We start from the raw sequence: 25,926 nt of genomic DNA on the forward strand, positions 1-25,926 counted from the left end.
TACGAAAACAAAATATACACATTCGTATTAAGACGGTCGCTACTCTGTGGGCATGTCAGAGCAGGACTCGGTCGACCGCCACATCGCGCACTGGTCACGCGAGCTGTCCGACCTCGACCCGCAGGCCGAGGGGATCGTGACACGCATGCAGATGCTCATGCGGCTGCTCAGGCGCAGCAAGGAGGCCTGGCTGGCATCCTCCGGGTTCAAGCCCTGGGAGTTCGAGGTGCTCCACCACCTCGTCGCAGCCGGGCCGCCCTACCGGGTGACGCCGTCACTGCTGGCCGAGTGGCTGGACACCCACCCGGCCACGCTGACCAACCGGCTCGACCGGCTGGAGCAGGCCGGATACATCACCCGCGTACCCGACCCCGGCGACCGCCGCCGCCTGCTCGTCGCGCTGACCGCGGAGGGGCGCGCGGTGTGGGAGGAGCGGATGGCGGAGGGAGACCGGTCGGAAAGAGCGCTGCTCGACCTGCTCGACCCCGGTGAGCGCGACCTGCTCGACGGCCTGCTGCGACGGCTGGTCCGCGCCGTGGAGGCCGGCGGTCCGCCGCTGATGCCCGACTGGTCCTCGGTCGACCGGAAATCCCCTGCCGTCACGAGGGGCGGCTCGTTATGATGGCGGCATGACGTTCCAGGTGATGATGCCCCGCTAACGCGGGTCACTGGACGTCTTTTCCGAGGCCCTGAGACGGGGCCTCGATGTGTTTCGGAGCCCTATCGGAGGTTCCGATGCCGCGAATTTTCCTGACCGCCACCATTCCGTACGTCAACGCGCGCCCGCACCTGGGCTTCGCCCTCGAGCCGGTCCAGGCCGACGTGCTCGCCCGCCATCACCGCCTGCGTGGCGACGAGGTACGGCTGCAGACGGGCACCGACGACAACTCGCTGAAGAACGTGCAGGCGGCCGACGCCGAAGGCCTCGCCGTACGGGATCTCGTCGACCGCAACGCCGCGCTGATCGCCGACCGGCGGATCCACGTGCTGGGCAAGGGCGTCGTGCGCTTCCACGCCGTCTACTGGCCGTCCCTCTCGCCGCGCGCGGTGAACAGGCGGAACGCCTCGTGCGGTGGGAGGCCGACGCTGAGGGTGCCGATGACCCTTATCGCCCCTCCTCCGGCTGGTGTGCGTCGGCGGCGGTGAGAGGAGGCTCAGTCGAGCCGGCGGGCTCCGGCGGCCGGGGTGGCGGGGTAGATTTCCGGGGCGGTCCAGCCGCGCTCGGCGTAGGCCCGGATGACCGACTCCTTCACCGAGTCCACCCGGTCGTCGGCGACCAGCGCGATGGCCGACCCGCCGAACCCGCCGCCGGTCATCCGCGCCCCTCTGGCGCCGCCCCGGATCGCCGACTCGACGGCCACGTCCAACTCGGCGCAGGACACCTCGAACTGGTCGCGCAGCGACAGGTGGGAGGCGTTCAGCAGGGCCCCGATCTCCCGCACCGCTCCGGCGCGCAGCAGCCCGATCAGCGCCTCGACCCGGTGGTTCTCGGTCACCACGTGCTGGGTGCGCCTGCGCTCGTCGCCGCTCAGCTCGGTCAGGGCGCCCGCCAGGTCGGTGACGTCGCGCAGCGCGTCCACTCCCAGGTGCTTGGCGGCGTTCTCGCAGTCCCGGCGGCGCCGGGCGTACTGCCCGTCGGCGAGCTCGTGGCGGACCCCGGTGTTGATGATCAGCAACTGAAGTCCGTGCTGGGCCAGGTCGAACGGGATGTTCCTGGTGGCGAGGCTCCGGCAGTCCATGAACAGGGCCTTGCCCTGCTCGGCCAGGGCCGACGCGGCCTGGTCCATGATCCCGCACGGCATGCCCACGAAGTCGTTCTCGGCCTTCTGCGCCGCCAGGGCGACCTCCATTTTGCCCAGGCCCAGGCCGTACAGCTCGTTGAGCGCCGTCCCGACGGCCACTTCCAGCGCCGCGCTCGACGACAGCCCCGCCCCCTGCGGCACGTCCCCGTCGATCACCAGATCGGCGCCTCTGACCGGATGTCCGGCCTCCCGGAGCACCCAGAACACGCCGGCGACGTAGCGTGCCCAGCCCTCGGCCCGGTCGAGGGTCTCGATGGTCAACGGCTCGCCCGCCTGGAGCGACCGGAGCCGGATGACGTCGTCCTCACGTGGCCTCATCGCCACGGTGATCCCCCACGGCACGGCGAACGGCAGCACGAAACCGTCGTTGTAGTCGGTGTGCTCACCGATCAGGTTGACCCGCCCCGGAGCGTGCCACACCCCCTGCGGCTCCACACCGAACGACTCACGGAAAGCATCAACAACGCGCATGATCCAACACTCCTCAACAACGTCCCCCCGTAGATTAGCGAGTCCCCCGGACACCGCTTCCACCGCCGAAGGTCACATCTTGAACGCGTACCGCCCGGCGGATGTGCGAACAGGGCGGACCTTTGATTGAATGCCGCAGTACGGCATGCGCGCGAGGGGCGGTAGCTCAGCCGGTTAGAGCAGGGGACTCATAATCCCTGGGTCGCGGGTTCGAGTCCCGCCCGCCCTACCTCTCGTGACCATACGAAAAGCGCCTCTGACCTGCTCTCTCGCGGTCAGAGGCGCTTTTGTCATGTCCGGCTGTCCACGGCTGGCACCGGTTGCCTGCGGCTCGCTGTGCCGAATACGTGCCGAAGTTTCGGGGAGGTCGTCAGCTCTCGCCGAGAGCGTCGGTGATCCGGCGCTTGGCCGTCTCGTCCTGGCCCACGATGCATTTGGCGTAGATCTTCAACAGCACGTCCACGCTGTGCCCTGCCCACGTGGCGACCTGGGTGGGCGGTACTCCGGCGTTGAGCCAGGTGGACAGGCAGGTGTGCCGCAGATCGTAGATGCGCTTGCCGAGCGGAGAGGCGTACTCGGCTTCGCTCAACACCACCGCTCGGGCCTTGTCCCATGCGCGCCGGTAGGTGATGGTCGGCAGGTCGCCGCCGTTGACCCCGGTGAACAGCCGGCCATCCTTCTCGGGTGGGAAGGCAGCCACGTGGGCGCGGAGGAAACGAACCAGCTCGGGAGCGCAGGGAACGGAACGGCTTTCGCCCTCGGCGCGGTGCTTGAGCTGACGTTCCTCTCGCTGGGTGCCCTCGTCGGTCCACTCCTTACTGACGTCTGGAGCCGCGGTGCGCAACCGCAGCTCTCCCCAGGCGTTCGGCTGTTCCTCCCACCGACCGGTCTCCTCGTTCCGGACCAGTGCGGGCAGGATCACGTTCGCCTTACGGAGGTCCATGGCCTCCTCGGGCCGCAGGCCGGCGAAGTACAGGGCCGCGAAGAAGGCCACCAGCCTCGGGCCGCTCCGCTTCTGCGCGGCAACGGCGGCCACCCTCTCTGTCAGACTGCTGTGAGACATAGACGTATGAGTCCTTTTGATGTGAAGCAGGGCGAGACGGGACCACCAAGACAGTGACAATGACCTTCGCTGATCAGGCCGCCATGACGGGGCAAAATGGTCACGTGACCGATAAGCGGCCGAGCCGGCCGGTGCGCCGGACGTTCACCGCGGCCTACAAGACGCGGATCCTCGCGGCCTACGACGCGCTGCCCGAGGGCAGCCCCGAACGCGGTGCCCTGCTGCGCACCGAGAAGCTGTACCACTCGCATATCGAGCACTGGCGCAAGCAGCAAGACAACGGAACCCTGGCCGCGTCGACCGGTAAACCGAAGAAGGACGCCGAATCGGAGGAGTTGGCCCGGCTGCGGGCCGAGAACAAGAAGCTCAAGGCGGACGCGGCCAAACTCGCGGCGCGAAACGACAAACTCGCCGGTGAACTCGGAAAGACCAGGACAGCGCTGGACATCGCGGGAAAAGCATTCGCGCTGCTGGAGAACATCTCAAGCAGCGCGGACTCCGACGAGAGCTGAACCAGGCCCTCGATGAGTATTTCCCCGGCCTGGAAGCCGCCGTCGGCACGCAGCACGCGTGCCGGATCCTCGGGAGATCCCGCGCCGGCGTGTATCGGAAACGCCATCCCCGGCCGCGCGTGGCGCGTGAGCGCACGCCGTTTCATCATCCGGCCGAGTTGTCGCAGGAAGAACGCGCGCACGTGCTGGCGGTGCTGGACTCGCCCCGGTTCGTCGACCGGTCCCCGGGCCAGGTGTGGGCGATCCTGCTGGATGAGGGCACCTACCTGTGCTCGCAGGCCACCATGTACCGGCTCCTTCGCGAACGCGGCTCCTCCGGCGAGCGCCGCGCCCAGGCCGTCCATCCGGCGAAGAAGAAACCCGAACTGGAAGCCGACGGGCCGAACCAGGCGTGGTCCTGGGATATCACGAAACTGAAAGGACCTTCGCGCGGCGTCTACTATCTCCTGTACGTCATCATCGATATCTTCTCCCGTAAAACCGTCTGGTGGGAGATCTGGCCGACGGAAACAGGAACCCTTGCCAGAGAGTTCATCGAGCACGCCATTGAGGCCAATGGTGGGATTGCCCCGGGCGCGATTCACGCCGACCGCGGCACGTCGATGACGTCGAATACCGTTTCCGGCCTGCTCGCGTTGCTGGGGATCGATCAGTCCCATTCACGGCCGCGCGTGTCCAACGACAACCCGTACTCGGAAGCACAGTTCAAGACGCTCAAATATTGTCCCGCGTTTCCTGGAACGTTCGGGTCCATCGAAGATGCCAACGTCTTTTGCGGCCAGTTCTTCCGATATTACAATAACGAACACCGCCATTCCGGTATCGGAATGCACACCCCGGCGTCCGTGCACGACGGCTCCGCGGCCGAGATCCACGCCAAACGGGTCGCCACCTTGAACGCGGCCTTCCTGGCCCACCCCGAGCGGTTCCGCGGTCGTCGGCCCTGCCCGCCGCCGCTGCCCACCCGAGTGTGGATCAACAAGCCATCCACGACCCTCCAGACCGGTAAGCATTCAACAGCGTTGTGACGTTGTGTGATGCTGGCTGGTCAGTCGGCCAGAGCGATCGGGGGCATCCAGAGGCTGCCGGTGAAGGCGCGGTGGATCGCGTCGAAGGCACCCAAGCCGTGCTTGCGAGCGGAGTCGAGATAGGAGCGTACGGCCAGCCAGGCGGCGGCACCGGTCTCGGATTGGTGGCAGCCGGAGATCTTCACCTGGGTCTTGACCGGCCGCAGCGCGCGCTCACCGGTGTTATTGGTGAACGGCACCAGGCCCGGCTGGTCGGCAAAGCGCAGCACGTCGGCACTGCGGTCGCGCAGGCGCTCCAGCAGGTTGCGGGCCGGGCTCTGTTTACGGCCCGGCGCCCGGGGGTGCAGCGACAGCCCGACGGCCACCCCGTGGTGGAAGGCTTGCAGGTAGACCAGAGCCCGGTCCGGCGCAATGTCGGCCAGTCCCTGCTCGGCGGCCTTCTTGGCCTGCTTGTTCAACTCCGCCAGCGCCCAGCGCACCTGGAGTGGCCGGCGCTCATCGGGGTGGTCCTCGGCCGCGGCGGTCAACTCCCTGATCAGGTGCGCCCCGCATAACCGGTGCCGAGCATCGGGGTAGCCGTCGTACAAGGCGAGGGAATCGTGGACCACCACGCCGCGAAAGTCCGGCAGCACCCCCAGCGCGTTGGCGCCCTCGCGCGAGCGTGGCCCCAGCCCGAGCAGGGTCAGCTTCTCGGTGCAGGCCACATGCAGCCAGCGCCGCCCGCTACCGATCCGGGTGGTGGTCTCATCGGCATGCAGCACATGCCCCAGCGTCAGCAGCGCCCGGATCAGCTTCAGGCTGCTCTCCACCACAGTGGCGGCCTGGCCCAGCAGACCCGACACCCACCCGGTCGAGACGTGCGCCCCGGTCAGATCGGCGATCAGCAGCGCACACCGCTCGACCGGGACATGCTGGAAGACCAGCAGGTAGACCGCCAACGCGCGCAGATTCGGCCCATAAGAGGTTGGCGAGCCCGACACCGTCGCGGGCATCTGCGCCCGGGTCGTCGTTTCGCACGTGCAGCGGCACCGATGCGCCCGATGCTCGGTCACCGCCACGCTGACCAGGGGAATGTCCCACACCTGGCGGCGTTCGAACCCCGTGCTGCCGGTCAGGTCCAGCCCGGCCCCGCACCCACCACACCGCTCGGGCAGGTGATCGGCGACGGCGTCCGGACGTTCGACCATGGCCAGCCCGCCACCAGCCGAGCCCGGCTGGCCACCGCGTCGTCGGCCACTCCCCGGTACCGCCTTCTTCTGCGGCCGGGTGAAGGTATCGGCCGAGGGCGGCAGTGAGGAGTTACCCGAGTTACGGCCCAGCCGCCGTTCCAACTCCGCCACCCGAGCCGTCAACCGCTCGTTTTCGGCTCGCAACTCGACGATGATCCGCGCCTGCTCTACGACCAGGGCGGCAAGCTCGTCATACGACGGACGCCCATCCCCGGCCTGCACACGAAGATCATCCCACGGCTGGCAAGCCGCTCACGCCGTACTCGATCTCGTGGCCTGATGAATGCTTACTAGTCGATAGATCACCTACGTGATGGCGGAGTCGGTTGCCTCCGCTGTGAGGTTGGCCTGAAGCGCGGTGCCAGCCTTGCGACTGGTCCGTTTTTCCGGCTTGCCCGCCGCAGAGCTTCCGTTCCTCGGGCTTCGCGGCCCTGCGATATAACGATACGGTTAAGGTGGGTTGCTGCGCACCGGATCGCCTTGTATTTCCACGACTGGTGCCGAGTACGTGCCGAAACTCCTACCAGGAAATACGTTTCTGCTGGTCAGAACGGTTTCGCGGTGGGTCTGTAAAGCCGTCGGCTCAGCCAGCGCAGATTCAAGTCCTGCACCTGCCGCCAGCCAAACTGGCAGCTTAGAGCCCCTTGCCCAGCAGGAAGAAGTTTGCCGAATTGTTCTTGTAGGTGTTCAAGATCGTGAAGATCCAGGAGATCGGCACTCCGTGAGCCCCTCGCCTTGAGCTTGAACGCCGTCTTCAGACTTCGGAAGGCGGCGTTCAAGCGTGGCGTCAGATTAGTGCGCGAGGGCGTAGCGCCTGGGGCTGCTGATCGTGGTGCAGTAGTACCCGGCGGGCGCCAGCTTGAGGTCGATCTGGCAGCTCCTCGCGCCTGCCGCGGTGTACGGGTAAGTCTTGATGACTGTCTGTGCGGATGCCGGAACCGAACTGAGGGCGACACCGACGGCCGCCGTCGCGACGATGACGGACAGCCCCTTGGACATACGCCCCAAGCGAACCTTCATGCGCAAAACCTCCAACGTGTCGATTTACAGTGATCATGTCACGCGTGTCGGATACCTTCTAGATCTGCGACCCGCAGTGATCGTGTGGCGTACGTCACGTTCCCTGACGCCTCCGAAGCTCTGGCGTCGTTCAAGAGCAACGCCACCACCAGGAGCCAGTCAAGTGAGACTCGACACCACTGGATGAGGACTTTCTGTACATTTTCAAGCCGCTTCAATCCGTCGCTCTCACGGTGGGGGAGCGGGGCGACGCCGGGCCGAGGAGAGACGGCGAGCTGGCGGAAGGGGGAGAAGGAGGGGGTTCTACGCCGGACGCTGACAATGAAGCAGGACGGGGTTCGCAGCAAGGCAGTAGTGATCCCAGGATCACCACGGGGGCGAGGAGGGGGAGGCACGGCGCAGCCCTGGTAGCCATTCACGGCCCGCATGTTTCCCTGGAGCCCTGCTGGGCCGTCTGTGGGCCGTCCGGGGTAGGCCAACGATGACAGACGGCGGCTAAGGCTGACGGTTCGACAGCGGGCTCAGCGCAGTGGCGCGCAGGTGCCTACAGGCCGCTTTGATCGGGCATCACTTCCTGCGCAACAAGCGCATCGAATAGCTCCCGGTGGAGCAGTGCCGTGCCGAATGCGTGCTGAAGTTCTGTGTAACCACGAGGCTTCAGCATCGTTTGCCCAGGCAGTGGGCATGATTGTCGGTTGTAGCGAGCGGGACTCATAATCCCTGGGTCGCGGGTTCGAGTCCCGCCCGCCCTACCCCTCGGTACCACACGAAAAGCGTCTTTGACCTGCTTGTTTGCGGTCGGGGGCGCTTTCGTCTTGTCCAGCTGTCCACGGCTGACGCCGATCGTTTGCGGCTGGCTGTGCCGAATACGTGCCGAAGTTCCGGGAAAGACCACCGTCCATCAGCACCTGGGCCGGCGCTTGATGGCCTCAGGGTGCTCTCAATGCTGGGGCTGGTTGGCTACCCATCCCGCAGAACAGGACTCCGCTTCTGTCTGAGCCTGAATCCACCGAGCGTTATCAGGTGAGGGCTGGACCGTAGACATGACGATGCCCTCTGACCTGGCAGGATGGGAGTTCTCTACGCTTCCAGCCGCCGAATCAAGAGGGCACGTCGTAAGTGCGATTGTCTCACGCTCCCGCCCACACCCATGCGATCTTCGATGACCAGCACACGGTCGCCTACGCAGGCCTGCTGCCGGTGATGCGCCTGGCCGAGCGCTGTGACCTGGCCGGTCTGGCTCAGGAGCACGTGACCATCGCCGACCGACTCGGGGTGAATGCCCCGCTGAAAATCGGCTCGATCGTGGCCGGGATGATCGCCGGGGCCGACAGCATCGATGATCTGGACGTGCTGCGCCACGGCGGGATGGATAAGTTGTTTGCCGGGATCCGCGCCCCCTCCACGCTCGGGTCGTTTCTGCGCTGTCTGACGTGGGGCAACGTGCGGCAGATCGGGAAGGTCGGCCGCCGCCTGCTGGCCCGTCTGGCCGCGCACACACCGCTGCTGCCCGGCGTGGACGTGCTGGCGTTCCTCGATCTGGACTCGATGCAAAAACGGATTTACGGGCCGACCAAACAGGGCGCCGGGTTCGGGCACACCAAGATTCAAGGCAAGAGCCTGCGGGTCCGCGGTCTCAACGTGCTCGCCTCGGCCCTGTCCACCCCACTGGCCGCCCCGGTCATCACCGCCAGTCGGTTGCGCGGCGGCACCGCCAACTCCGCCCGCGGCGCAGACACCTTCGTGACCGAGTCGATCAATACGGCCCGGGAGGCCGGAGCCACCGGCATCCTGCTCTGCCGAGGCGATGCGGCCTACTACAGCGCCAAGGTCATCGGCGCCTGCCGGCGAGCCGATGTCCGGTTCTCCTTCACCGCGAAGATGGACCCCAAAATCAAGGCGGCGATCGCCGCGATCCCCCAGGGCGCCTGGACCCCGATCAGCTACCCCAACGCCATCTTGGACGAGGAATCCGGGCAGTGGATCTCCGATGCCGAGGTCGCCGAGACCCGCTACACCGCGTTCACCTCCAAGAAGGGGCAGGCCGTAACCGCCCGCCTGATCGTGCGCCGGGTCAAACGACTGGGTGAGCAGACCGACCCCGGCCACCACCCGTGCTATCGCTACCACGCCGTGTTCACCGACACTCCGTATGAGCTGATCCAGGCCGAAGGACAGCATCGTGATCACGCGATCATCGAGCAGATCTTCGCCGATCTGATCTCCGGGCCGCTGGCTCACCTGCCCTCCGGTAATTTCGCGGCCAACGCCGCCTGGCTGGCACTGGCCACGATCAGCCACAACCTGCTCCGCGCCGCCGGTTGCCTGTCCGGAGCCCGCTGCGCACGAGCACGTGGAGCCACTCTGCGCCGCCACCTCATCGCCGTACCCGCCCGCCTCGCCCGGCACGGGCGCGGCCATATCACCCTCCACCTGCCCGGCCACTGGCCCTGGCAGCCCGCCTGGATGAACCTCTTCGACGCGCTTCGCTCGCCACCGCTCGCCCGAGCCGCTTGATATCCCATCTCACAGGCACCACCCCGCCAGCACCTTGACGGCCTACCCAGCCACCGGCGACACCGCCACCGACCGCCCCGAACCGCATGACCCGGACAAGCCGCAGAACCCGCCAGCGGCGGCCCCATCACGCCCGAAAACAGGACTCCACCTGCCGAACACCGAGAGAAACGGCCCTCATGGAGGAATCGAACTTAGAAACGATCATTCAAAGACGCTCGGTGGATTCAGGCTGAGTACCTCATACCTCCAGGCTGTCACCTGGGCAAACAGTACTGGCAAGCGCCTCGGGCAACTCGAGACGCCCAGATTTCTTCATCAGCACGCCGCCGGCGGAGCATCAGCGTCGTGATGGCCGGAATGACCGCCCGACGATGGAACCCGAACGGGTCTCTGATGAGCGCCCGGAAGGGGAGGTCCTCCCATGAAAGGCCTGTTTGCCCTTTCATCATCGCGGCGGCGGTCTCGTGGCCGACGGCCTCGGAGACATCCAGCTTGTCGAAGTAGTTGGCCAGGCCGAACGTCATCTCTCCCTGTCCGCTCGACCAGCGCAGGTCGAGCAGCCGGTAGCTTGGCCGATTCTCGAACAGGGTGGGCGGGTCCATGTAACGGACAGCCGAGGTGTACCGGTCATACGCTGCGGCAGCCAGGGCGGCACGGTTCCGGTTGAGGTAGCGACGGCCCTCCAGCCACCGGCGTTGGCTGGCCGCCACCGGATCGGGAGACGTTCCTGCTTGTCGGCAGACGGTGGAGCAGCCCCGCGAGGAGAAACCGATCATCCGGAGTGAACACGGACCTGGCCACCTGCCGCTGCGTTATCACCAACTAATGCCGCAGCACCAAGATTCGGCACCCGCAGGGTGCACCGCGGTCCTGCGCGGTGACATGAAGGTCGCCGAACGCCTGCTTGTCGCATCCCACCCACACCGAGCAAGGCCTGACCACGCCGGTGCGATCGCGAGCAGTCTACATATTTCCATTGAGCGGGATTATGCTCTGGGCAGTCCTGAAGTGGATCACATGGAGGTGCCCATGAGAAAGATGACCATCCGCCGTAAGAGCGCGCTGCGCCTGCTGTCCGGCGCCCGCCGGCTCTGGATCGAGTGGTGCTGGTAGCTGCCGGCACGGCGGGCGCTCCCGGGCGCCCGCCCCTGCGGCGATCGGCCCGGCCGTGACCGGCGAGCCGGGCGGCTACGACTGCCACCGCGACCACGGGCCGTACGCCGGGGTCGCGGCCTTCCTCGGCCGGATCGCCGCCGACCGTCCCCGCCTGGCGTCCCGCCACAAGGTTGAGCTGCACGCCATCGCACCCTGGCTCGACCACGCGGCACGACCGGCCGCCGAGGAGGAGCCGATCCGGTTCCATCCCGCCCGGCGCACCGCCTGCCTGGCCTACGGCGCGGCGGAGTTCGTGGCGGCCTGGGCGGGCACGCTCCGGCACCCGGTCACGGTGCGGTTCGACCACGTCGGCAATGCCGACGAGACCACCTGCGAGCTGCTGGACGCGCTGATCCGCCGGATCGGGTCGTCCCCGGTGCGCCTGGACCTGCGCGACGGCGGCGCCCGCAAGCCGGTAGCGGCCGACCCGGCGCCGGAGGCGATGCGCACGGCCCTGGGCGACAGCCTGGCCCGCGGCTTCTACCACCACGCGGCCCGAGTTGCCGGGCGGGGGCGCGCCACGGTGACCCCGGACGGCGACTTGCGGCACTGGTGGGCGTTCACCACTGGTCTGGCCACCGCCCTGGCGGCGCTGGACCGCGCCGCCGAAGCGCTCGACCTTTACCACGAGGCGCGCGCCGCCACTGACGACCCGAAGATCACCATGTCGGCCGCGTACGCCACCGCCATGTTGTACGCCAGGCACCTGTCGGCGGCCGACCAGGACCCGGCGCAGGCGCGGCACTTGCTGGAACAGGCGCTCCACCTCGCCGCCGGACTGAACGACCCGCGGCAGCGGGTGCTGTCCACCGTCTTCTACGAGCAGGGCCTGGCGCTGCTGGACACCAGGGCGGGTGAGCCCGCCCGCGCGCTGCGGCTGATCGACGACGGGCTGGCCCGGCTGACGGCAGTGCTCACCCCCGGCGAGCGCCCGCAGGACCTGGCCCGGTTACGCCACAACCGGGCGCAGGTGCACCTGGCCCTGGGCGATCCGGCACAGGCCCTGGCCGACCTCAACACCGTGATCGCACACGACCCCGGCAACTGTGAGTACTACGTGGACCGGGCCGCCCTGCACCGTGCGGCGGGTCGGTCCCAGGCCGCGATCAGGGACTATGGCACCGCGATCCGCCTGGGACCGCACCTGCCCGAGGCGTACTACAACCGGGCCGTGCTTCAGCAGGAGCGGGGCCGCCTCGATCGGGCGCGTGACGACCTGGAGCGCGCGCTCGCCGTTGACCCCGGGCACCTCGACGCCCGGATCGCCTTGGTCAACCTGCAGGTGGAGCGCGGCGCGTTCGACGCGGCCGAGGTGGGCGCGCGGGCCGGGCTGACGCTGGCCCCGCAGGAGCCCGCGCTGCTGTGCACCCTCGGGCTGATCCGCTCGGAGCGTGGCAGCCTCGCCGAAGCCGACGAGCTGCTCACTCGGGCCCTGGCCTGGGATCCGGAGCTGGTCGAGGCATGGACGAACCGGGCCGCCGTCCGGTTTGAACGCGGCGACGTGGCCGCCGCCGTGGCCGACCTGGACCGGGCGGTGGCGCTGTCGGCGGCGCCGGTGCCCCGCTACAACCGGGGCACGGCGCTGATGCGGCTGGGGCGGTGGGACGAGGCCGCCCGCGACTTCGCCCACGCGCTCGCCCAGCCCAGCCTGGACCGGGCGCTGCGACGCGACCTGCGCGCGGAACTTGCCCGCTGCCGTCGCGCCATGGCCGGATGACTGCCAACCGGGGCGGACATCGGCGGGATCAATCCCAACCCGAGGGAAAGCTTTCAGGAAAGCGGGGGACTTCACCTCTCATAATCCCTGGGTCGCGGGTTCGAGTCCCGCTCGCCCTACCCTCCGTGACCATGACGAAAGCGCCCCTGACCTGCATGTCTGGAGCCAGAGGCGCTTTCGTTGTGTCCGGCTGTCCATGGCTGTCACCGGTTGTTTGCGGCTGATCGTTCCCAATGCGTTCCCAAGCTCGATGAAGATCACCGGTCGTCGCTGCAAGCGAGGGCGCATGTCGCGTTGGATCTACAGTGCAGTTGATTGATCGTCAAGTGAGCACTTTCACCACACCGTCAAGCCACCGCTGACGCGCTGAAGGCGGGGGTTGAGGAACAGGCGGACCGGATCCGGCGCTTAGGGGCAGAGACCGCGCAGTACGAAGGTCCCGGGTCAGTGACGCAGCAACTGGACGATGGCGGCGGTACCCACCGCCACGATGAGGATGCGCAGCACTGCGGGGCTGAGGCGGCGGCCTACTTTGGCCCCGAACGGGCCGCCGAAAGCGGAACCGGCCGCGATGAGTACGACGGCCGTCCAGTCGAAATCCGCGGAGAAGAGGAAGAAGAGCGCGGCGACGGCGTTGACGACGGCAACAAGGATGTTCTTGACGGCATTGAGGCGTTGCAAGGTCTCGTCGAGGAGCACGCCCATCAGGGACATGTAGATGATTCCCTGGGCGGCGGGGAAGTAGCCGCCGTAGACGCTGGCGAGTGTCAGTCCGGTGAAAAGCAGCGGGCCGCCGTCGGGGCGGGCGGAGCCGCCGGTGCGTTCGCGGCGGCGCCGCACGCTTTTGCTGATCCGGGGCTGGAGGATGACCAAGACGAGGGCGAGGCCCACCAAGGCCGGCACGATCTTCTCGAACGCCGTGGCGGGCAGGGCCAGCAAAAGCGTGGCGCCCGTGAGGCCGCCGAGCAGGGCGCCGACGCTCATCTTCAGGATGCGCCGGCTCTGGCCGCTGAGCTCTGTGCGATAGCCGATGGCCCCGCTGATGGAGCCGGGGATCACGCCGAGTGTGTTGGAGACCGCGGCGGTGACGGGCGGCATGCCGGTGGCGAGCAGAACGGGAAAGGTGATCAGTGACCCGGAGCCGACAACGGTGTTGACGGCGCCGGCGCCGGCGCCCGCCGCGAAGACGGCGAGCATCTCCCACGGCGTCACGCTGTCTCTTCCCTCGCGGAATCGGCGCCCATGCCAGGCCAGGCGGCGCGCGAGGGCCATGCTTGGTGGCGTACCGGACCGAGCGACCCCAGAACCAGCGATCCGGCGAGGAGCCGTCCCGACGCCGGGGCTCCCGGTGAATGGGCCCAGCCGGCTGCGCGGATGGAGCCGCAGACCGAGGACCACAACACGGCGGTGACGCCTGCTGCGGCCAGGGTGGGCGATTCCGTCTGACAGCCGGTGTCCGGCGAGATTCTCACGCAGCCGAAGCTAAACCGGAAATACTTCGGCGCTCAGCGAAGTATCCCGGCTCCGCTGGCGAGCACCTGCGCTGACGGCCGCCCACGGAACCGGGCCGGGTCAGCCCGCCGGCTGTCTGGCCCGGTCGTCCTGCGGGGTGCCGATGTGGATCTCTCCGAAAGGGCGAGGGGGGACACATGACCACGCAGACGGCGATGAGCCGAACGTTTGGAGCCTGGAGAGCACGGCAGGCGACGCACGCGAAGAGACGGGGAAAGGAGCGGAAGTGGGGAGGGGCGAAGACCTTGGAGCGCTGCCCCAGACCGGGCCCCACCAGGTCAAGCTGTCATCGTGCACATAGGGCGACCAGCGGGTGAGGGGCCACAATGCCTCCAGGGGATGGCTTGACCCTATATATCCATAAGGTCCACTGTTCCCCGTACGTCATGAGGTCCTCGCTCCTGCCGGTACCCGGCACAGGGTCCGTCGTTCGGCGGGCCAGTCCCGGTCGATGAACCGGCCGGTGAGCCGCCCGACGGCGATCAGGTGGGGATCGAGGTCGTCTTCGTCACCTTGATCATCGTTGAGGCACAGGTCGTCGAGCCCCTCCTCGCGGTAAATGCCGCCGACACCGTAGAACTCGTCGATCTTCCGCAGGTAGCAGAAGTCGAAGACCCGCCGGTCCGGCGGGTTCAGGTCGAACGCCGAACCGGCGACCACCAGAGCGAACGTCCAGCCGGGCGCGTGCTTGCCCACCCAGAGGGTGGGGTGCGCGCGTCCGCATCGCTCCAGCGCAGTGCGGTGGCCGGGGCGCATTCGAGCGTTGTGGTGGGGTCGATCTTCAACTCGGCGGCGATCGCGTCGATGTCGTCGCCTTCGATCCACACAGCCTGGAAATCCTCCCGCAGCCCTGCGCCGGTCAGCAGCTCCCACTGACTCTCTTCAGGAAACAGTTCCACTTAGCACCTCAACCCGGGAAATAGCGGAAGACGTCGTATTCTGATCAAGAAATGCGGGCGCGACGTAACGCGAGGATCTTTTCGGGCGCGGTTTTCCCTGGCGAAAGGGGTGCGGCCCGCGATAAAAGCGCCCGGGCGGCCTGGGGCTCGTGTACAGGTCGCGATCCTGCGGGATCGGAACCCGGCCCACAGGACGACTCCCTCGACGCCAGGTTGCATCACTTCAAAGTGATCATGACCATGCCCGGGGTGAACTCGCCCAAGAACGGGGCGGCGTCCGCCGGGGATACTCAGTGGTTGTGAGTTCCAGCCGCACTTATTGATCTTTAGCGCGTTGCCGCCGGTAGCGACCCCGCCGAGCGCGGGTCTGACGGCGTAGTCGCCAGTCGAGCCGGTGCCGGATCCGCTGCTCGCCAGGCAGTGGCCGGGTGGGCAAGGCAACAGGCGGACCGCCGACCGACCGGACATACTTACCCCGAGTGGCCGGCCATCGAGAGGGGACGAGGACGTGCGCTACGCGGACGGCCCGACTGTGGAGTGCGATGTGCACATCGAGGCGGACCCGGCTCGGGTGTGGGAGCTGGTGATCGACATCGAGCTGCCCGCCCGGTTCAGCCCCGAGCTGCGGCGCGTGCGATGGCTGGACGACGCCGACCGGCCGGCGGTGAATGCCCGTTTCGAAGGCCACAACGACAATGCGGTGCTGGGCGAGTGGCGGACCGTCTCGTACGTGATTGAGCTGGACGCCCTGCGCGTGTTCGGTTGGGCCGTGGTCGATCCGGACGGCAGGTTCGGCGGAGGCACGGCCGACCCGCGAACCCCGATGGCCGCCTGGCGGTTCGACCTCGAACCCGAGGCCGGCGGCACTCGGCTGCGGCATGGCGCGCGGATCGGCCCGGCGCGTTCCGGACTCAGTCTGGCGATCGACCGCATGCCGGAGAAGGAGGAGGCCCTCGTTCGGCACCGGCTCGCTGGCCTGCTCGCCGGCATTCAGGACACGCTACTCGGCATCAAAACCCTCGCCGAGCAAACGGGCTGAGCTCTCCTGCCGGGGGAGCGGGGCACACCCGGGGCACACGAGCACGAGAAAGGCTGTCAAACGACGAAAACCAATGCACGGTGAAATCTCAGTTCGGAGCAGCTTTCGCGACGTAGCCCCAGGTAGCAAACTCGATGAGCCTATTTCCGCCACAAGTACGAGCCAGGTCGACGAGGCGGTCGCGGACGACCGCGCGTCATCCGACGTCACCCGGTATTGAGTGAATCCGCTAACTTGGGTCAAGTTATCCGCCTCCCGGGTCGCCGGCTGGACCTCTCAACATCCGACTTTACGGATCTTGTGTTCTATCTGTTACCAAAGAGGGATTCAATGCCTTGTGTGGCAGGTTCAGGCTTCTGATCACGTATGTTCCGCCCACCCCCCCATGAGGTGATCGTGAAGAGGCGCCTGCTGCTTGCAGTGCTCGCGTCCGCGGGTATCGCCATTCCGCTGACGGTGATCCCGTCTTCGGCGACCGCAGATTCCACCCGGCCGTCCAGTTTCGAACATCTGGAGGGCGCGTTCAGCTACACGAAGTTCAAACCCGCCGCACTGGATCCCACCCGTCAGCTCAAGGTCCTCATCCAGGTCACCGGCACGCCGGTCGGTGACGCCGTGGCCGATGCCGAGGAGACCGGCGGGTCCGTCGACAAGCCGTCCCTGCGCTCCGCGCTCCACAAGGAGCAGCAGGGCGTCGAGCAGAAGGTGAAGACCGAGGGCGGAAAGGTCCTCGCCACCTACACCGACAGCTTCAACGGAATCGCCGCCATGATCCCGCTGCGCAGCCTGACGGCACTCCAGCAGGCCCCCGGGGTCGTCTCCGTGCACCCGGTGCGCACGTTCAGCCGTGACAACACGGCCGCCGTCACCTACATCGGCGCCCCGCAGGCCTGGCAGGACCTCGGCAAGACCGGCACGGGCGTCAAGGTCGCGATCATCGACACCGGGGTGGACTACACCCACGCCAACTTCGGCGGCTCGGGCAACCCGGCCGACTTCGAGGGCAACGACGGCGCCGTGATCGAGCCTGGCACCTTCCCGACCGCCAAGGTCGTCGGCGGCTACGACTTCGTGGGCGACGACTACGACGGCAGCGACCCGAACTCGGTGCCCGCACCCGACCCCGACCCGCTCGACTGCAACGGCCACGGCTCCCACGTGGCGGGCAGCTCGACGGGCTTCGGAGTGGACGCCGACGGCAAGACCTACACCGGTCCGTACGACTCCACCACGCACACCCGGGCCTTCAAGATCGGCCCCGGGGTGGCGCCCAAGGCCTCGGTGCTGGCCTACCGCGTCTTCGGCTGTAACGGTTCGGCGACCGAGGAAGTCATCGTCTCGGCCATGGAGCGGGCCCTCAAGGACGGCGCCGACGTCGTCAACATGTCGCTCGGGTCGCCTTTCGGCCGCGTCGACGAGCCCTCCGCGCAGGCCGTGCGGACGCTGACCCGGGCGGGCGTGACCCTCGTCGCCTCGGCCGGCAACTCGGGACCGAACGCCTACATCACCGGAGCCCCCGCCGTCGCCCCGACCGCCATCTCGGTGGCGGCCATCGACGTCGCACGTGCCCAGCTGCCCGCGGCGAAGATCTCGGTGGACGGCACCGAGATCGTCGCGCAGAACTCCAACGAGGCCGCCCTGCCCTCCGGCACGCTGCCGATCGCGGTGCTCCGCACCGGTTACCCGTCCGGCCCGGTGTCGCTGGGCTGTGACCCGGCCGACTACGCGGCCTACCCGGGCGGCGTCGCCGGCAAGCTCGTGATCACGCTGCGTGGCAGCTGTGCCCGGGTCAAGCGGGCCATCCTCGGTCAGAAGGCCGGAGCCGCCGCGGTCGCGATGATCAACACCGATGCCGCCTACCCTGCTCTGGAAGGCCCGATCACCTCCGACCCGGACACCGGTGAGGAGTACACGGTCACCATTCCGTTCCTCGGCATCAAGGGCACCGACCGCGCCGCGGCCGCCGCGCTGGACGGCAAGAGCACCGCGCTGTCGGCGCTGGCCGTCCCCAACCCCGCCTACGCCCAGCTTGCCTCCTTCTCCTCGGGCGGCCCCGGCAACGGCAGCAGCTCGTTGAAGCCGGACGTGACCGCGCCCGGCGTCGCGATCGTCTCGACGGGGGTCGGCACCGGCTCGGGCGCCGCGACGATCTCGGGCACCTCGATGGCCTCTCCGATGGTCACCGGCGTGGCCGCGCTCGTGAAGGAGGCCCACCCGCGCTGGAAGCCCGGCCGGATCAAGGCCGCGATCGTCAGCACCGCCGACGCCACCTCCAAGATCGTGGGCTACACCGCCAGGGTCGCCGGCTCCGGCGTCGTGGCCACCCGGCAGGCGGTCGGCGCCTCCGTGGTGGGTGAGACCAAGAACGACGCGGGCAACCTGTCGTTCGGCCTGAAGAAGCTGACCGGGGTGTTCCAGGAGAGCGAGGACTTCACCATCCGCAACACCGGCAGGACCCCGGTCACCTACGACCTGGCCGCCGCGTTCAACGGCCAGTCCTACGGCGCGCAGGTCGCGGTCTCTCCCGCGACCGTGACCGTGGGCCCGGAGAGCAGCCGCACGGTGCGGGTCACGCTGTCGCTCAGCGCCCAGGCCGTGGCCGCGCTCCCCGCCGCCGAGGCCTCCAACTTCGGCACGGTCGTCCACATCCAGGGCGCGGTCACCGCCACGCCCCGGAAGGCCGCCGAGGGCGTCTACCCGCTGCGGTCCGCGTTCCTGCTCGTCCCGGACGCCCAGTCCCAGGTGCGCTCCTCCCAGCCGGGCAAGTACACCCCGGGCGACGGCGGGCTCGCCACGTCCATCAAGGTTCGCAACGAGGGCAAGCACTCCGGCGCCGCGGACGTCTACGCCTGGGGCATCACCGATGCCGACGACGTCAACGGTGCCGAGGACTCGATGGACATCCGCGCGGTCGGGGTGCAGTCGCTCCCCGGCTCGGTGCTCGGCGGAGCCGACACCGACCGGGCGCTGGTCTTCGCCGTCAACACCTCGGGCCGCTGGTCCAACGCGGCGGCCAACGAGTTCGACATCCCGATCGACTCCACCGGTGACGGGGCGCCCGACTACGTCCTGGTCGGCGCGGACTACGGTCTGGTCACCACGGGCGACCTCGACGGCCGGTTCGGCACGTTCGTCTTCAAGACCGACGGGTCCCTGGTGGACGCGTGGGTCGCCACCGCTCCGATGAACGGCGGCACGCTGCTGATGCCGGTCCTCGCCTCCGAGGTGGGCCTGACCGAAGGCGCCTCCCGCTTCACCTACACGGCGGCCGGTTTCTCGCAGGTTCCCGAGGGCTTCGTCGACGAGACCGAGACGGCGGCGTTCGATGCCTTCGCTCCGGCGATCTCGACGGGGGCCTACGTGCCGCTGGACCCCGGCGCCTCGTCCACCATCCAGCTCACCGTCGACCAGGCGAAGCTCGCGACCACCCCGGCGAAGGGCTGGCTCGTGGTCACCCTGGACAACCGGAGCGGCGATGCCGAGGCCGGCCAGGTCAGCTTCGGCAAGCTGCCCGCCGTACAGCCGTAAGCCTTAACCCGGCACGCACGGGCGCCCGCCCCCAGACCTTCGGGGCGGGCGCTCGCGCGTGGTCGCGCCAGGAATGCCGCGGGGTGAGGCCGAGGATCTCGCGGGCGCTGTCGATCGCGAGCAGTGTCTCGAACTCCCCGAGGTCACGCCTGATCTCGACGCCAGGGAATGCCCGACCACTGGGCGATGTGCTCGGCGGTGATCTCGGAGACCACCTTGGACAGTGCGTACGTCGAGGTCGGGACCGGATAGTGGCCCTCGTCGACGGGGGCGTAGCGCGGGGGCACGTCGAACGGCGGCCCGAGGGTGGTCTCGCTGGAGGCCCAGACCACCCGGTCGATCTTCAGCTGCGCGGCGGCCGGGAAGATGTTCGAGTTCATCACCGCGTTGTTGTTGAAGGTCGTGGCGGGGGTGTGGATCTCCGGCGCCGGGATGTCGGCCAGGTGGACGACGGCGTCGGCACCGTGCAGGACCTCCACCGCCTGCCCGTACTCGGTCAGATCCGCCAGCAGCACCCGCACTCCGAGGTCCGGGGCCCCGGCCTGACGTCGGTCGCCACGACCTCGTAGCCGTGGTCGAGCAGGTCCCGCACGACGGCCCGCCCGAGCTTGCCGCTCGCCCCGGTCACGCAGATCTTCGCCATCGTTCCTCCTGCGGTGAGCTTCACCATTCGTGGAGCGTTACGGGTCTACGGATACTCTCGCAGAGGTGGCGGGTGAGTCCGTCCGCCCGCCGGTCGGCGACACCGGAGAGATGCCGCGGAGGCCGGTGCCGCCTGTGGTCCGGGGGAACCGGGGCATGCCTGGTGGTATGACGTGGATTTTCCGGACGTCATCGAGATCGCCGACCGGCTTTACCCCGAACACGCGGAGCACAGCACGATCGGCGCGTCGGTCGTCGATCCGGACTGGCTCGAGCAGATCCCGGGCGACAGACCCGTGATGATGATGATGGTGGCTGACGGACTGTTCATGTTCCTCCCCGAAAACGACGTGCGGCAGGTCTTCCGGCAGGTCGTCGACCATTTCCCACGCGGCGAATTCGTGTTCAACGCGTACGCACCCCTGGTCAAGGAGCGGAGCGACAGGCGGCCGGGACCGGTCTTCGAAAAGTACGGACTCCCGTTGGACTGGGTGATGGAGAACGCGCGAGGCGTCGAGAGGTTCGACGACCGCCTGCATTACGTGGAGGAGGAGAGCGGAGGGGTGGCCCCGAACTCGGTCAGCCCGCCGAAGTCGTCCGACGCCGAGCTGCTGACCCTGGCCGTGGCCCACGTGCTGCTCGGGGTGCGCTCGGGAGGCCCGCCGGCTGCGGTTCGTGCCCCGGCGTCTGCCCGGCGCGTTCCCCTGCCTGCCGGGCCAGTCCGGCTACGACAAACGCCTGTGGATCGATCCTGCCGGTTCCGGGAAGCTGGGCGCGGGCCTTCTGAGCGATCGCCTCGGACATGCCGGGCCACCGCTCGCCGGTGTCTGCGTCGTCCCAGTGACCGTCGAAGATCGGTAGGCCGTCGAGGTAAATGACCATGCGCGCCTCGTCCGCAGCCGTCGAGCAGCAGCGCCCGCCGTACCCGGTCTTCGGCCGCCAGCGTGCGCAGCCGGAGCGCCGGTGAAATCCCAGCGATCGAACTCCCTGCGGTTGATCCAGGTCACCACGGCCGCCGCGCCGCTGATCACGCCCGCACCCGCGACCCGCATCGGTTCGATCCAGCGGTCGTCCTCCCCGTCCTCGTCCTCATCGTCGTGCCAGGTCATGGGCCACGCCTGGCCGAACCGGTACGCGGAAATCCGTCCGGCGTCACGCAACCGTCCCAGCTCCGCCTGCCGGGTCCGCCGGGCCTGGTCGCGTCCGGCCTCGCGGTCCGCCAGCGCCCGCCACGCCCTCTCCTGGACCACCGCGACGTATCCGGGTAGCTCGCGCGCCACCTCCCGCTGTCCGGTGCCGTCACCGCCCGCACGACCCCGGCCATGGCGGACTCTCGCAGGCGAACGCCACCGACGGACCCATGCCGGCTCTGCGGGCGCCGGTCAACCCTTGTCGATCGCCTCGACCCGGACGGCGATCTCGCCCTTGAGCGTCACCTTGGCATAAGGGAATTTGCGCGCGTTGAGGGCCTTCTCCAACTGCGCCACGGTGCACTTGTGCGGGGCCTTGCCCGTTTTGCAGATCGTTCCCCGCGTGTCGAGCACCGTCGCGGTCGGGCTGAGCCTGACCTGCTGGGTGTCCCCGTCGCCGATCTGCACCGTGATCTGACCCGGCTGCGCCGGACTCGCGCTGAGCTCTCCGAGCAGATAGGCGGCGGGCCCCGAGTCTCCGCCCCCGTCGCCCTTGTCCTGGGCACCCGCGGTGGGTTCCGGGGAGGCGGCCGGATCCGTGGGCTCCGCGGAGACGGAGGCGGAGGCGGTCTCGGGTCCGGCCGAGGACGCGGAGATGGTCGGGACCGCGGAGGAAGCAGACGAGCTGTCATCCGCTGAACAGGCGGAAAGGCCGGCGGCGAACGCGGCCACTAGGAGGATGCGCGTCATCTTCAACGATCTGCTCATAACGCGCAACCATCCCACGGAGCCCGGCATAACGACTAACCGGTCGATGGAAGGTCGCCGGCCCGGTGCTCGACCGATCACGGACGAGCCTGATGAGCCGGGAGGCGTCACAGCGTGCGGACGTTCAGCGCGCGGAACCGGAAACTGTCCTGTTGTGCTTCCTCGATGTCGAACTCGACGGCGTCCCCCTGGCGGAGAGAGCGATAGCCGTCTGCGACGATGTCGCTGAAATGGACGAAGGCGTCCCCGCGCCCGGCAGGAAGCTCGGGAGAGGAGATCGCTCCCCAGCCCTTCTCCTCCTTGAAGAACTTCACCGTTCCGCGCGCCATGGCTGTACCCTCCGACGGGTGCTTGCGGTGGCTCCGCCGACCGGGCTCGAACCGGCGTCCACCCGGTCTAAGAGCCGGGCGCTCTACCACTGAGCTACGACGGAGCCACGTTCATCATGCCGTTTCACCCGTACGGACGGACAGCGGTTTTCCCTCGGTGAGGCTCCGCCGGGCCGGGCTGCCGCCGAGTCGCGGCGAGGCCTCACCGTGTCATGCCGGAGGATCCCCGCCGGGAAGCTCGCTGACGACGACACCCGAGGCCAGGCCGTGGGCGGCGGGGCCCGCGAGGTCGGGCCTGACGTGCTTGCCGCTGAACGCGCCCGCCCGGCGCAGCAGCGACGCCCACACCCGCGTGTCGGGGTCGACGTCACCGCCGGTGCCGCGATGCCACCAGGCCAGGTCGGCGGCCATCAGCCGCATGGCCTTGCCGGGGCAGGCCACGTCCAGCAGCCGCCCGCGCTCCTCCTCGCCGAGCCGTTCCAGCACGTCCGGCGTGGCGCGCACCTGGGCGATCATCCACCAGCCGCTCGCGCTCCCGCACCGGTCGAGCAGGACGGCGGCGATCCGGCGCAGCACCCGGAATCGGCGGTTGTACTGCCGCTTCGACAGGTCCAACCCGGCCGCCTCCCGCGCCTCCCGGTTCAGCCGGTCGGACCGGAAGTCGGTCCGGCCCGGTTCCCAGCCGATCCGCTCGCCGGTACGCGCGGCGAACTCCAGCAGCAGGCCGGGGTCATCGGTGTCGATGCCCGGTACGGCGGGCCCTCCGAACAGCCGGTTGGCGGCCGCGACCTGACGGGCGCCGCCGACCGGGCGACGGCCTGGACGACGCTGCACCTGTCCTATGAGAAGGAGGTGGCGGACATCCTGCCCCTGCCCGAGGACGTGTTCCAGACCGCGCCCATCCCGGTCGCCGGCATCCACGAGGGCGAACCCGCGAAGGATCGGGGTGGTGTCGTGCGACGGCGGGCGGGGTATCCGGCTCAGAGGGGGAAAGACCAGCTGACGTGCTTGATCAGCTCGGGAAGGACACAGGACGATGCCTCTGAAGCAGCCCCGTCACGCTCGCCGCGGAAGCCGGGACCTGGAGGTCAACCCGATCTTCAGCCGGGAGCCCGTCCGGGTCCCGCGCTACGTCATGCCGGACGGGCAGATGGAGCCGGACACGGCCTACCAGATCGTGCACGACGAGCTGATGCTGGACGGCAACGCGCGGCTGAATCTGGCGACGTTCGTCACCACCTGGGCGGAGCCGCAGGCGCAGCGGCTGATGGCCGAGTGCGCCGAGAAGAACATGATCGACAAGGACGAGTACCCGCAGACCGCGGAGCTGGAGATGCGGTGCGTGGACATGCTCGCCCGGCTCTGGCACGCCGAGGACCCCCACCGCGCGACGGGCTGCTCGACGACTGGGTCGAGCGAGGCGGCGATGCTGGGCGGTCTGGCGCTCAAGCGGCGCTGGCGACACCGGCGCCTCGCGGAGGGGAGGCCGGCCGACCGGCCCAACCTGGTGATGGGCATCAACGTGCAGATCTGCTGGGAGAAATTCGCCAACTACTTCGATGTCGAACCCCGGTATGTGCCGATGGAGGGCGACCGGTACCACCTGAGCCCCGAGACGGCGGTCGAACTGTGCGACGAGAACACCATCGGTGTCGTCGCCGTCCTCGGCTCCACGTTCGACGGCAGCTACGAACCCGTCGCCGGCATCGCCGCAGCCCTGGACGACCTGCAGGCCCGCACCGGACTCGACGTGCCGATCCACGTGGACGGCGCCTCCGGCGCGATGATCGCGCCCTTCCTCGACCCGGACCTGCACTGGGACTTCCGGGTGCCGCGGGTGGCGTCGATCAACGCCTCCGGGCACAAGTACGGGCTGGTGATGCCCGGGGTGGGCTGGGCGCTGTGGCGGGACTTCGGCGCGCTCCCGGAGGACCTGGTCTTTCACGTCAACTACCTCGGTGGGCAGATGCCGACCTTCGCGCTGAACTTCTCCCGTCCGGGAGCCCAGGTGGTCGCGCAGTACTACAACTTCCTGCGGCTGGGGTTCGACGGCTACCGCCGGGTTCAGCAGACGTCCCGGGACGTGGCGACCCGCCTGTCCGGGGAGATCGCCAAGCTGGACCAGTTCGAGCTGATCACCGACGGTAGCCAGGTGCCGGCGTTCGTCTTCCGGGTACGGGAGGGGAACGACGCGTTCACGGTCTTCGACGTCTCCGCCGCGCTGCGGGAACGCGGCTGGCTGGTGCCCGCCTACACCTTCCCGGAGAACCGCACGGACCTGGCGGTATTGCGCGTCGTCGTCCGCAACGGCTTCAGCCACGATCTGGCCGACCTGCTGGTGGAAGACCTGCACCGGGTCCTGCCCCACCTGGAGGGACAGCGTGAACCGCATCGCACCGCCGATGACGCCGGCGGTTTCGCGCACGGTACCGAGATCAAGACTTCCCGGCGCCACGGTCGCGGCTGAAGGCGTACACGTACGCCGGCGGTTGAAGGCGTACGGCCGCCGGCCGCGTCCGGGCCGCAGCGAGGAACGGATCCGCGGCCTCCGACCGGTGCGGCCGGAGGGGGACCAGTGTGGTCGAAGGAGAAGGAGACGTTGGCATGTGCCGTCTGTTTGGCTTGAGCAGCGCCCCTCGGCGTACGCGTGCCATCTTCTGGCTCCTGGACGCGCCGGACAGTCTGAGCAAGCAGAGCCTCCGTTATCCCGATGGGACCGGTCTGGGTTTCTTCGACGCCGACGGCACCCCGAAGGTGCACAAGGCCCCCATCGCCGCCTACGAGGACCGGTGCTTCGCCGAGGAGGCGAAGCAGGTGGAATCCACCACCTTCCTGGCTCACGTCCGGTTCGCCTCCACCGGTGGCCTGGACGACCGCAACACGCATCCCTTCCTGCAGGACGGGCGGCTCTTCGCCCACAACGGGGTGATCGAGGGCTTGGACGAACTCGACGCGGAGCTGGGGGAGTATCGAGGGCTGGTCAAGGGAGAAACCGACTCCGAGCGCTTCTTCGCGCTGATCACCCGTGAGACCAGGGCGCACGGTGGCGACGTCGCCGCCGGCATCGAGGGCGCCGCCCGCTGGATCGCCCGGAACCTGCCCGTCTACGCCCTCAACCTGGTCCTCACCACCTCGGAGGAACTGTGGGCGCTGCGTTACCCCGACACCCACGAACTGCATGTGCTCCAGCGTGCCCCCGGCGGGCGCCACGGCATCCGGCACCTCGACCAGAGCGGCACCGACGGCTGCATGCGTATCCGCTCCCGCGACCTGGCCGATGTCCCCTCGTCCGTGGTCGCCAGCGAACGTATGGACGACCATCCCGGCTGGCGCCCGATGGAGCCCGGCGAGCTGCTCCACATCGGACCGGGCCTCAGCCCCACCCGCCGGGTCGTGCTGCCAGACGAGCCGGCGCACCGGCTGAGCCTCGCCGGCCTGCGCCCCGAGGCCGCCGCCTCGCAGCAGGCCGTCTGACCTCCCGCCCCGCGGCGCCCAAGCCGGACCGCCTCCGGGTGGCCCGATCCGGGCCACCCGGAGGGACCCGGAGCGGGGGAGCGGCGAC

23 protein-coding genes, 3 tRNA genes and 2 pseudogenes are annotated in these 25,926 nt (G+C 68.6%); 13 read left to right on the forward strand and 15 right to left on the reverse strand.

From position 1 onward, the window contains the following. Positions 1 to 52: 52 nt before the first annotated feature. Entirely contained in the window at positions 53 to 622 is a 570-nt protein-coding gene (locus tag FHR32_RS25580; protein ID WP_184757050.1) for a MarR family winged helix-turn-helix transcriptional regulator, read from the forward strand. A gap of 113 nt (positions 623 to 735) precedes the next feature. Next, positions 736 to 1,146 (forward strand): class I tRNA ligase family protein, encoded by a 411-nt coding sequence (locus tag FHR32_RS43105; protein WP_221466201.1) that lies wholly within the window; start codon positions 736 to 738, stop codon positions 1,144 to 1,146. A gap of 8 nt (positions 1,147 to 1,154) precedes the next feature. Here FHR32_RS43105 and galK read toward each other — a convergent pair whose 3' ends face one another. Beyond that, positions 1,155 to 2,273, reverse strand: coding sequence for a galactokinase (gene galK / locus FHR32_RS25590; protein ID WP_184757051.1), 1,119 nt, complete (start codon positions 2,271 to 2,273; stop codon positions 1,155 to 1,157). A 155-nt stretch (positions 2,274 to 2,428) separates the two neighbouring features. Between galK and FHR32_RS25595 the strand changes: the two genes are divergently transcribed. Beyond that, positions 2,429 to 2,502 (forward strand) — tRNA-Ile (locus FHR32_RS25595). A 141-nt stretch (positions 2,503 to 2,643) separates the two neighbouring features. Here the strand turns inward: FHR32_RS25595 and FHR32_RS25600 are convergent. Next, on the reverse strand, positions 2,644 to 3,336 hold the full coding sequence (locus FHR32_RS25600; RefSeq protein WP_184757052.1) for a site-specific integrase: 693 nt from the start codon (positions 3,334 to 3,336) through the stop codon (positions 2,644 to 2,646). 104 nt (positions 3,337 to 3,440) lie between these two features. Here FHR32_RS25600 and FHR32_RS25605 point away from each other — a divergent pair, with 104 nt between their 5' ends. Next, on the forward strand, positions 3,441 to 3,848 hold the full coding sequence (locus FHR32_RS25605) for a transposase (protein WP_184754033.1): 408 nt from the start codon (positions 3,441 to 3,443) through the stop codon (positions 3,846 to 3,848). Positions 3,849 to 3,877: 29 nt separating this feature from the next. Continuing rightward, entirely contained in the window at positions 3,878 to 4,876 is a 999-nt protein-coding gene (locus FHR32_RS25610; protein WP_184757819.1) for an IS3 family transposase, read from the forward strand. Between the two features lie 20 nt (positions 4,877 to 4,896). Here the strand turns inward: FHR32_RS25610 and tnpC are convergent, their stop codons facing one another. Then, the gene (tnpC, locus tag FHR32_RS25615; RefSeq protein ID WP_184757053.1) at positions 4,897 to 6,327 is read right to left on the reverse strand and encodes an IS66 family transposase; all 1,431 of its coding nucleotides are present in this window, start codon (positions 6,325 to 6,327) and stop codon (positions 4,897 to 4,899) included. Between the two features lie 570 nt (positions 6,328 to 6,897). Beyond that, positions 6,898 to 7,125, reverse strand: coding sequence for a hypothetical protein (locus FHR32_RS25620; protein ID WP_184757054.1), 228 nt, complete (start codon positions 7,123 to 7,125; stop codon positions 6,898 to 6,900). 1,119 nt (positions 7,126 to 8,244) lie between these two features. Here FHR32_RS25620 and FHR32_RS25625 point away from each other — a divergent pair. Then, positions 8,245 to 9,642 (forward strand): IS1380 family transposase, encoded by a 1,398-nt coding sequence (locus FHR32_RS25625; RefSeq protein WP_184751892.1) that lies wholly within the window; start codon positions 8,245 to 8,247, stop codon positions 9,640 to 9,642. Between the two features lie 257 nt (positions 9,643 to 9,899). Here the strand turns inward: FHR32_RS25625 and FHR32_RS25630 are convergent, their stop codons facing one another. Then, positions 9,900 to 10,421 carry a hypothetical protein gene (locus FHR32_RS25630; RefSeq protein ID WP_184757055.1) on the reverse strand — a complete coding sequence of 174 codons (522 nt, stop codon included), beginning with the start codon at positions 10,419 to 10,421 and terminating at the stop codon, positions 9,900 to 9,902. A 392-nt stretch (positions 10,422 to 10,813) separates the two neighbouring features. Here FHR32_RS25630 and FHR32_RS46770 point away from each other — a divergent pair, with 392 nt between their 5' ends. Then, positions 10,814 to 12,517, forward strand: coding sequence for a tetratricopeptide repeat protein (locus FHR32_RS46770; RefSeq protein WP_184757056.1), 1,704 nt, complete (start codon positions 10,814 to 10,816; stop codon positions 12,515 to 12,517). A gap of 42 nt (positions 12,518 to 12,559) precedes the next feature. After that, positions 12,560 to 12,636 (forward strand) — tRNA-OTHER (locus FHR32_RS25640). A 325-nt stretch (positions 12,637 to 12,961) separates the two neighbouring features. Here FHR32_RS25640 and FHR32_RS25645 read toward each other — a convergent pair. The 3 genes from FHR32_RS25645 to FHR32_RS25655 form a co-directional block, all read right to left on the reverse strand. Continuing rightward, positions 12,962 to 13,729 (reverse strand): sulfite exporter TauE/SafE family protein, encoded by a 768-nt coding sequence (locus FHR32_RS25645; protein WP_184757820.1) that lies wholly within the window; start codon positions 13,727 to 13,729, stop codon positions 12,962 to 12,964. A 684-nt stretch (positions 13,730 to 14,413) separates the two neighbouring features. Then, complete coding sequence (locus tag FHR32_RS25650; protein WP_184757057.1) at positions 14,414 to 14,689, reverse strand: hypothetical protein; 276 nt, start codon at positions 14,687 to 14,689, stop codon at positions 14,414 to 14,416. Continuing rightward, complete coding sequence (locus tag FHR32_RS25655) at positions 14,662 to 14,928, reverse strand: hypothetical protein (protein ID WP_184757058.1); 267 nt, start codon at positions 14,926 to 14,928, stop codon at positions 14,662 to 14,664. The genes FHR32_RS25650 and FHR32_RS25655 overlap by 28 nt, the downstream gene beginning before the upstream one ends. Positions 14,929 to 15,436: 508 nt before the next feature. Between FHR32_RS25655 and FHR32_RS25660 the strand changes: the two genes are divergently transcribed. Then, the gene (locus FHR32_RS25660) at positions 15,437 to 15,967 is read left to right on the forward strand and encodes an SRPBCC family protein (protein WP_184757059.1); all 531 of its coding nucleotides are present in this window, start codon (positions 15,437 to 15,439) and stop codon (positions 15,965 to 15,967) included. A 396-nt stretch (positions 15,968 to 16,363) separates the two neighbouring features. Continuing rightward, positions 16,364 to 19,495, forward strand: a complete 3,132-nt coding sequence (locus FHR32_RS25665) for a S8 family serine peptidase (RefSeq protein WP_184757060.1) — start codon at positions 16,364 to 16,366, stop codon at positions 19,493 to 19,495. A gap of 143 nt (positions 19,496 to 19,638) precedes the next feature. Here the strand turns inward: FHR32_RS25665 and FHR32_RS43110 are convergent. Both FHR32_RS43110 and FHR32_RS25675 read right to left on the reverse strand, forming a co-directional pair. Continuing rightward, positions 19,639 to 20,165, reverse strand: a pseudogene (locus tag FHR32_RS43110) (NAD-dependent epimerase/dehydratase family protein). A gap of 10 nt (positions 20,166 to 20,175) precedes the next feature. After that, positions 20,176 to 20,520 carry a hypothetical protein gene (locus FHR32_RS25675; protein ID WP_184757061.1) on the reverse strand — a complete coding sequence of 115 codons (345 nt, stop codon included), beginning with the start codon at positions 20,518 to 20,520 and terminating at the stop codon, positions 20,176 to 20,178. A 201-nt stretch (positions 20,521 to 20,721) separates the two neighbouring features. Here FHR32_RS25675 and FHR32_RS47700 point away from each other — a divergent pair. Then, positions 20,722 to 20,878, forward strand: a pseudogene (locus FHR32_RS47700) (IS982 family transposase); the annotation flags it as partial. Here the strand turns inward: FHR32_RS47700 and FHR32_RS25680 are convergent. From FHR32_RS25680 to FHR32_RS25700, 5 genes are all read right to left on the reverse strand, one after another. Further along, the gene (locus FHR32_RS25680) at positions 20,863 to 21,417 is read right to left on the reverse strand and encodes a hypothetical protein (protein WP_184757062.1); all 555 of its coding nucleotides are present in this window, start codon (positions 21,415 to 21,417) and stop codon (positions 20,863 to 20,865) included. The pseudogene FHR32_RS47700 and the gene FHR32_RS25680 overlap by 16 nt on opposite strands. Positions 21,418 to 21,519: 102 nt before the next feature. After that, entirely contained in the window at positions 21,520 to 22,035 is a 516-nt protein-coding gene (locus tag FHR32_RS25685) for a hypothetical protein (RefSeq protein WP_184757063.1), read from the reverse strand. A 107-nt stretch (positions 22,036 to 22,142) separates the two neighbouring features. Further along, positions 22,143 to 22,364, reverse strand: coding sequence for a cold-shock protein (locus FHR32_RS25690; protein WP_184757064.1), 222 nt, complete (start codon positions 22,362 to 22,364; stop codon positions 22,143 to 22,145). A 28-nt stretch (positions 22,365 to 22,392) separates the two neighbouring features. After that, a tRNA-Lys gene (locus FHR32_RS25695) sits at positions 22,393 to 22,468 on the reverse strand. Positions 22,469 to 22,574: 106 nt separating this feature from the next. After that, entirely contained in the window at positions 22,575 to 23,198 is a 624-nt protein-coding gene (locus FHR32_RS25700; protein ID WP_184757065.1) for a hypothetical protein, read from the reverse strand. A gap of 202 nt (positions 23,199 to 23,400) precedes the next feature. Here FHR32_RS25700 and gad point away from each other — a divergent pair, with 202 nt between their 5' ends. Both gad and FHR32_RS25710 read left to right on the forward strand, forming a co-directional pair. Next, positions 23,401 to 24,831, forward strand: a complete 1,431-nt coding sequence (gene gad / locus FHR32_RS25705) for a glutamate decarboxylase (RefSeq protein ID WP_184757066.1) — start codon at positions 23,401 to 23,403, stop codon at positions 24,829 to 24,831. 137 nt (positions 24,832 to 24,968) lie between these two features. Further along, positions 24,969 to 25,838 carry a class II glutamine amidotransferase gene (locus FHR32_RS25710; RefSeq protein WP_184757067.1) on the forward strand — a complete coding sequence of 290 codons (870 nt, stop codon included), beginning with the start codon at positions 24,969 to 24,971 and terminating at the stop codon, positions 25,836 to 25,838. Positions 25,839 to 25,926 lie beyond the last annotated feature (88 nt).

The organism is Streptosporangium album (assembly GCF_014203795.1).
In the GTDB taxonomy this organism is placed as follows: Bacteria; Actinomycetota; Actinomycetes; order Streptosporangiales; family Streptosporangiaceae; genus Streptosporangium; species Streptosporangium album.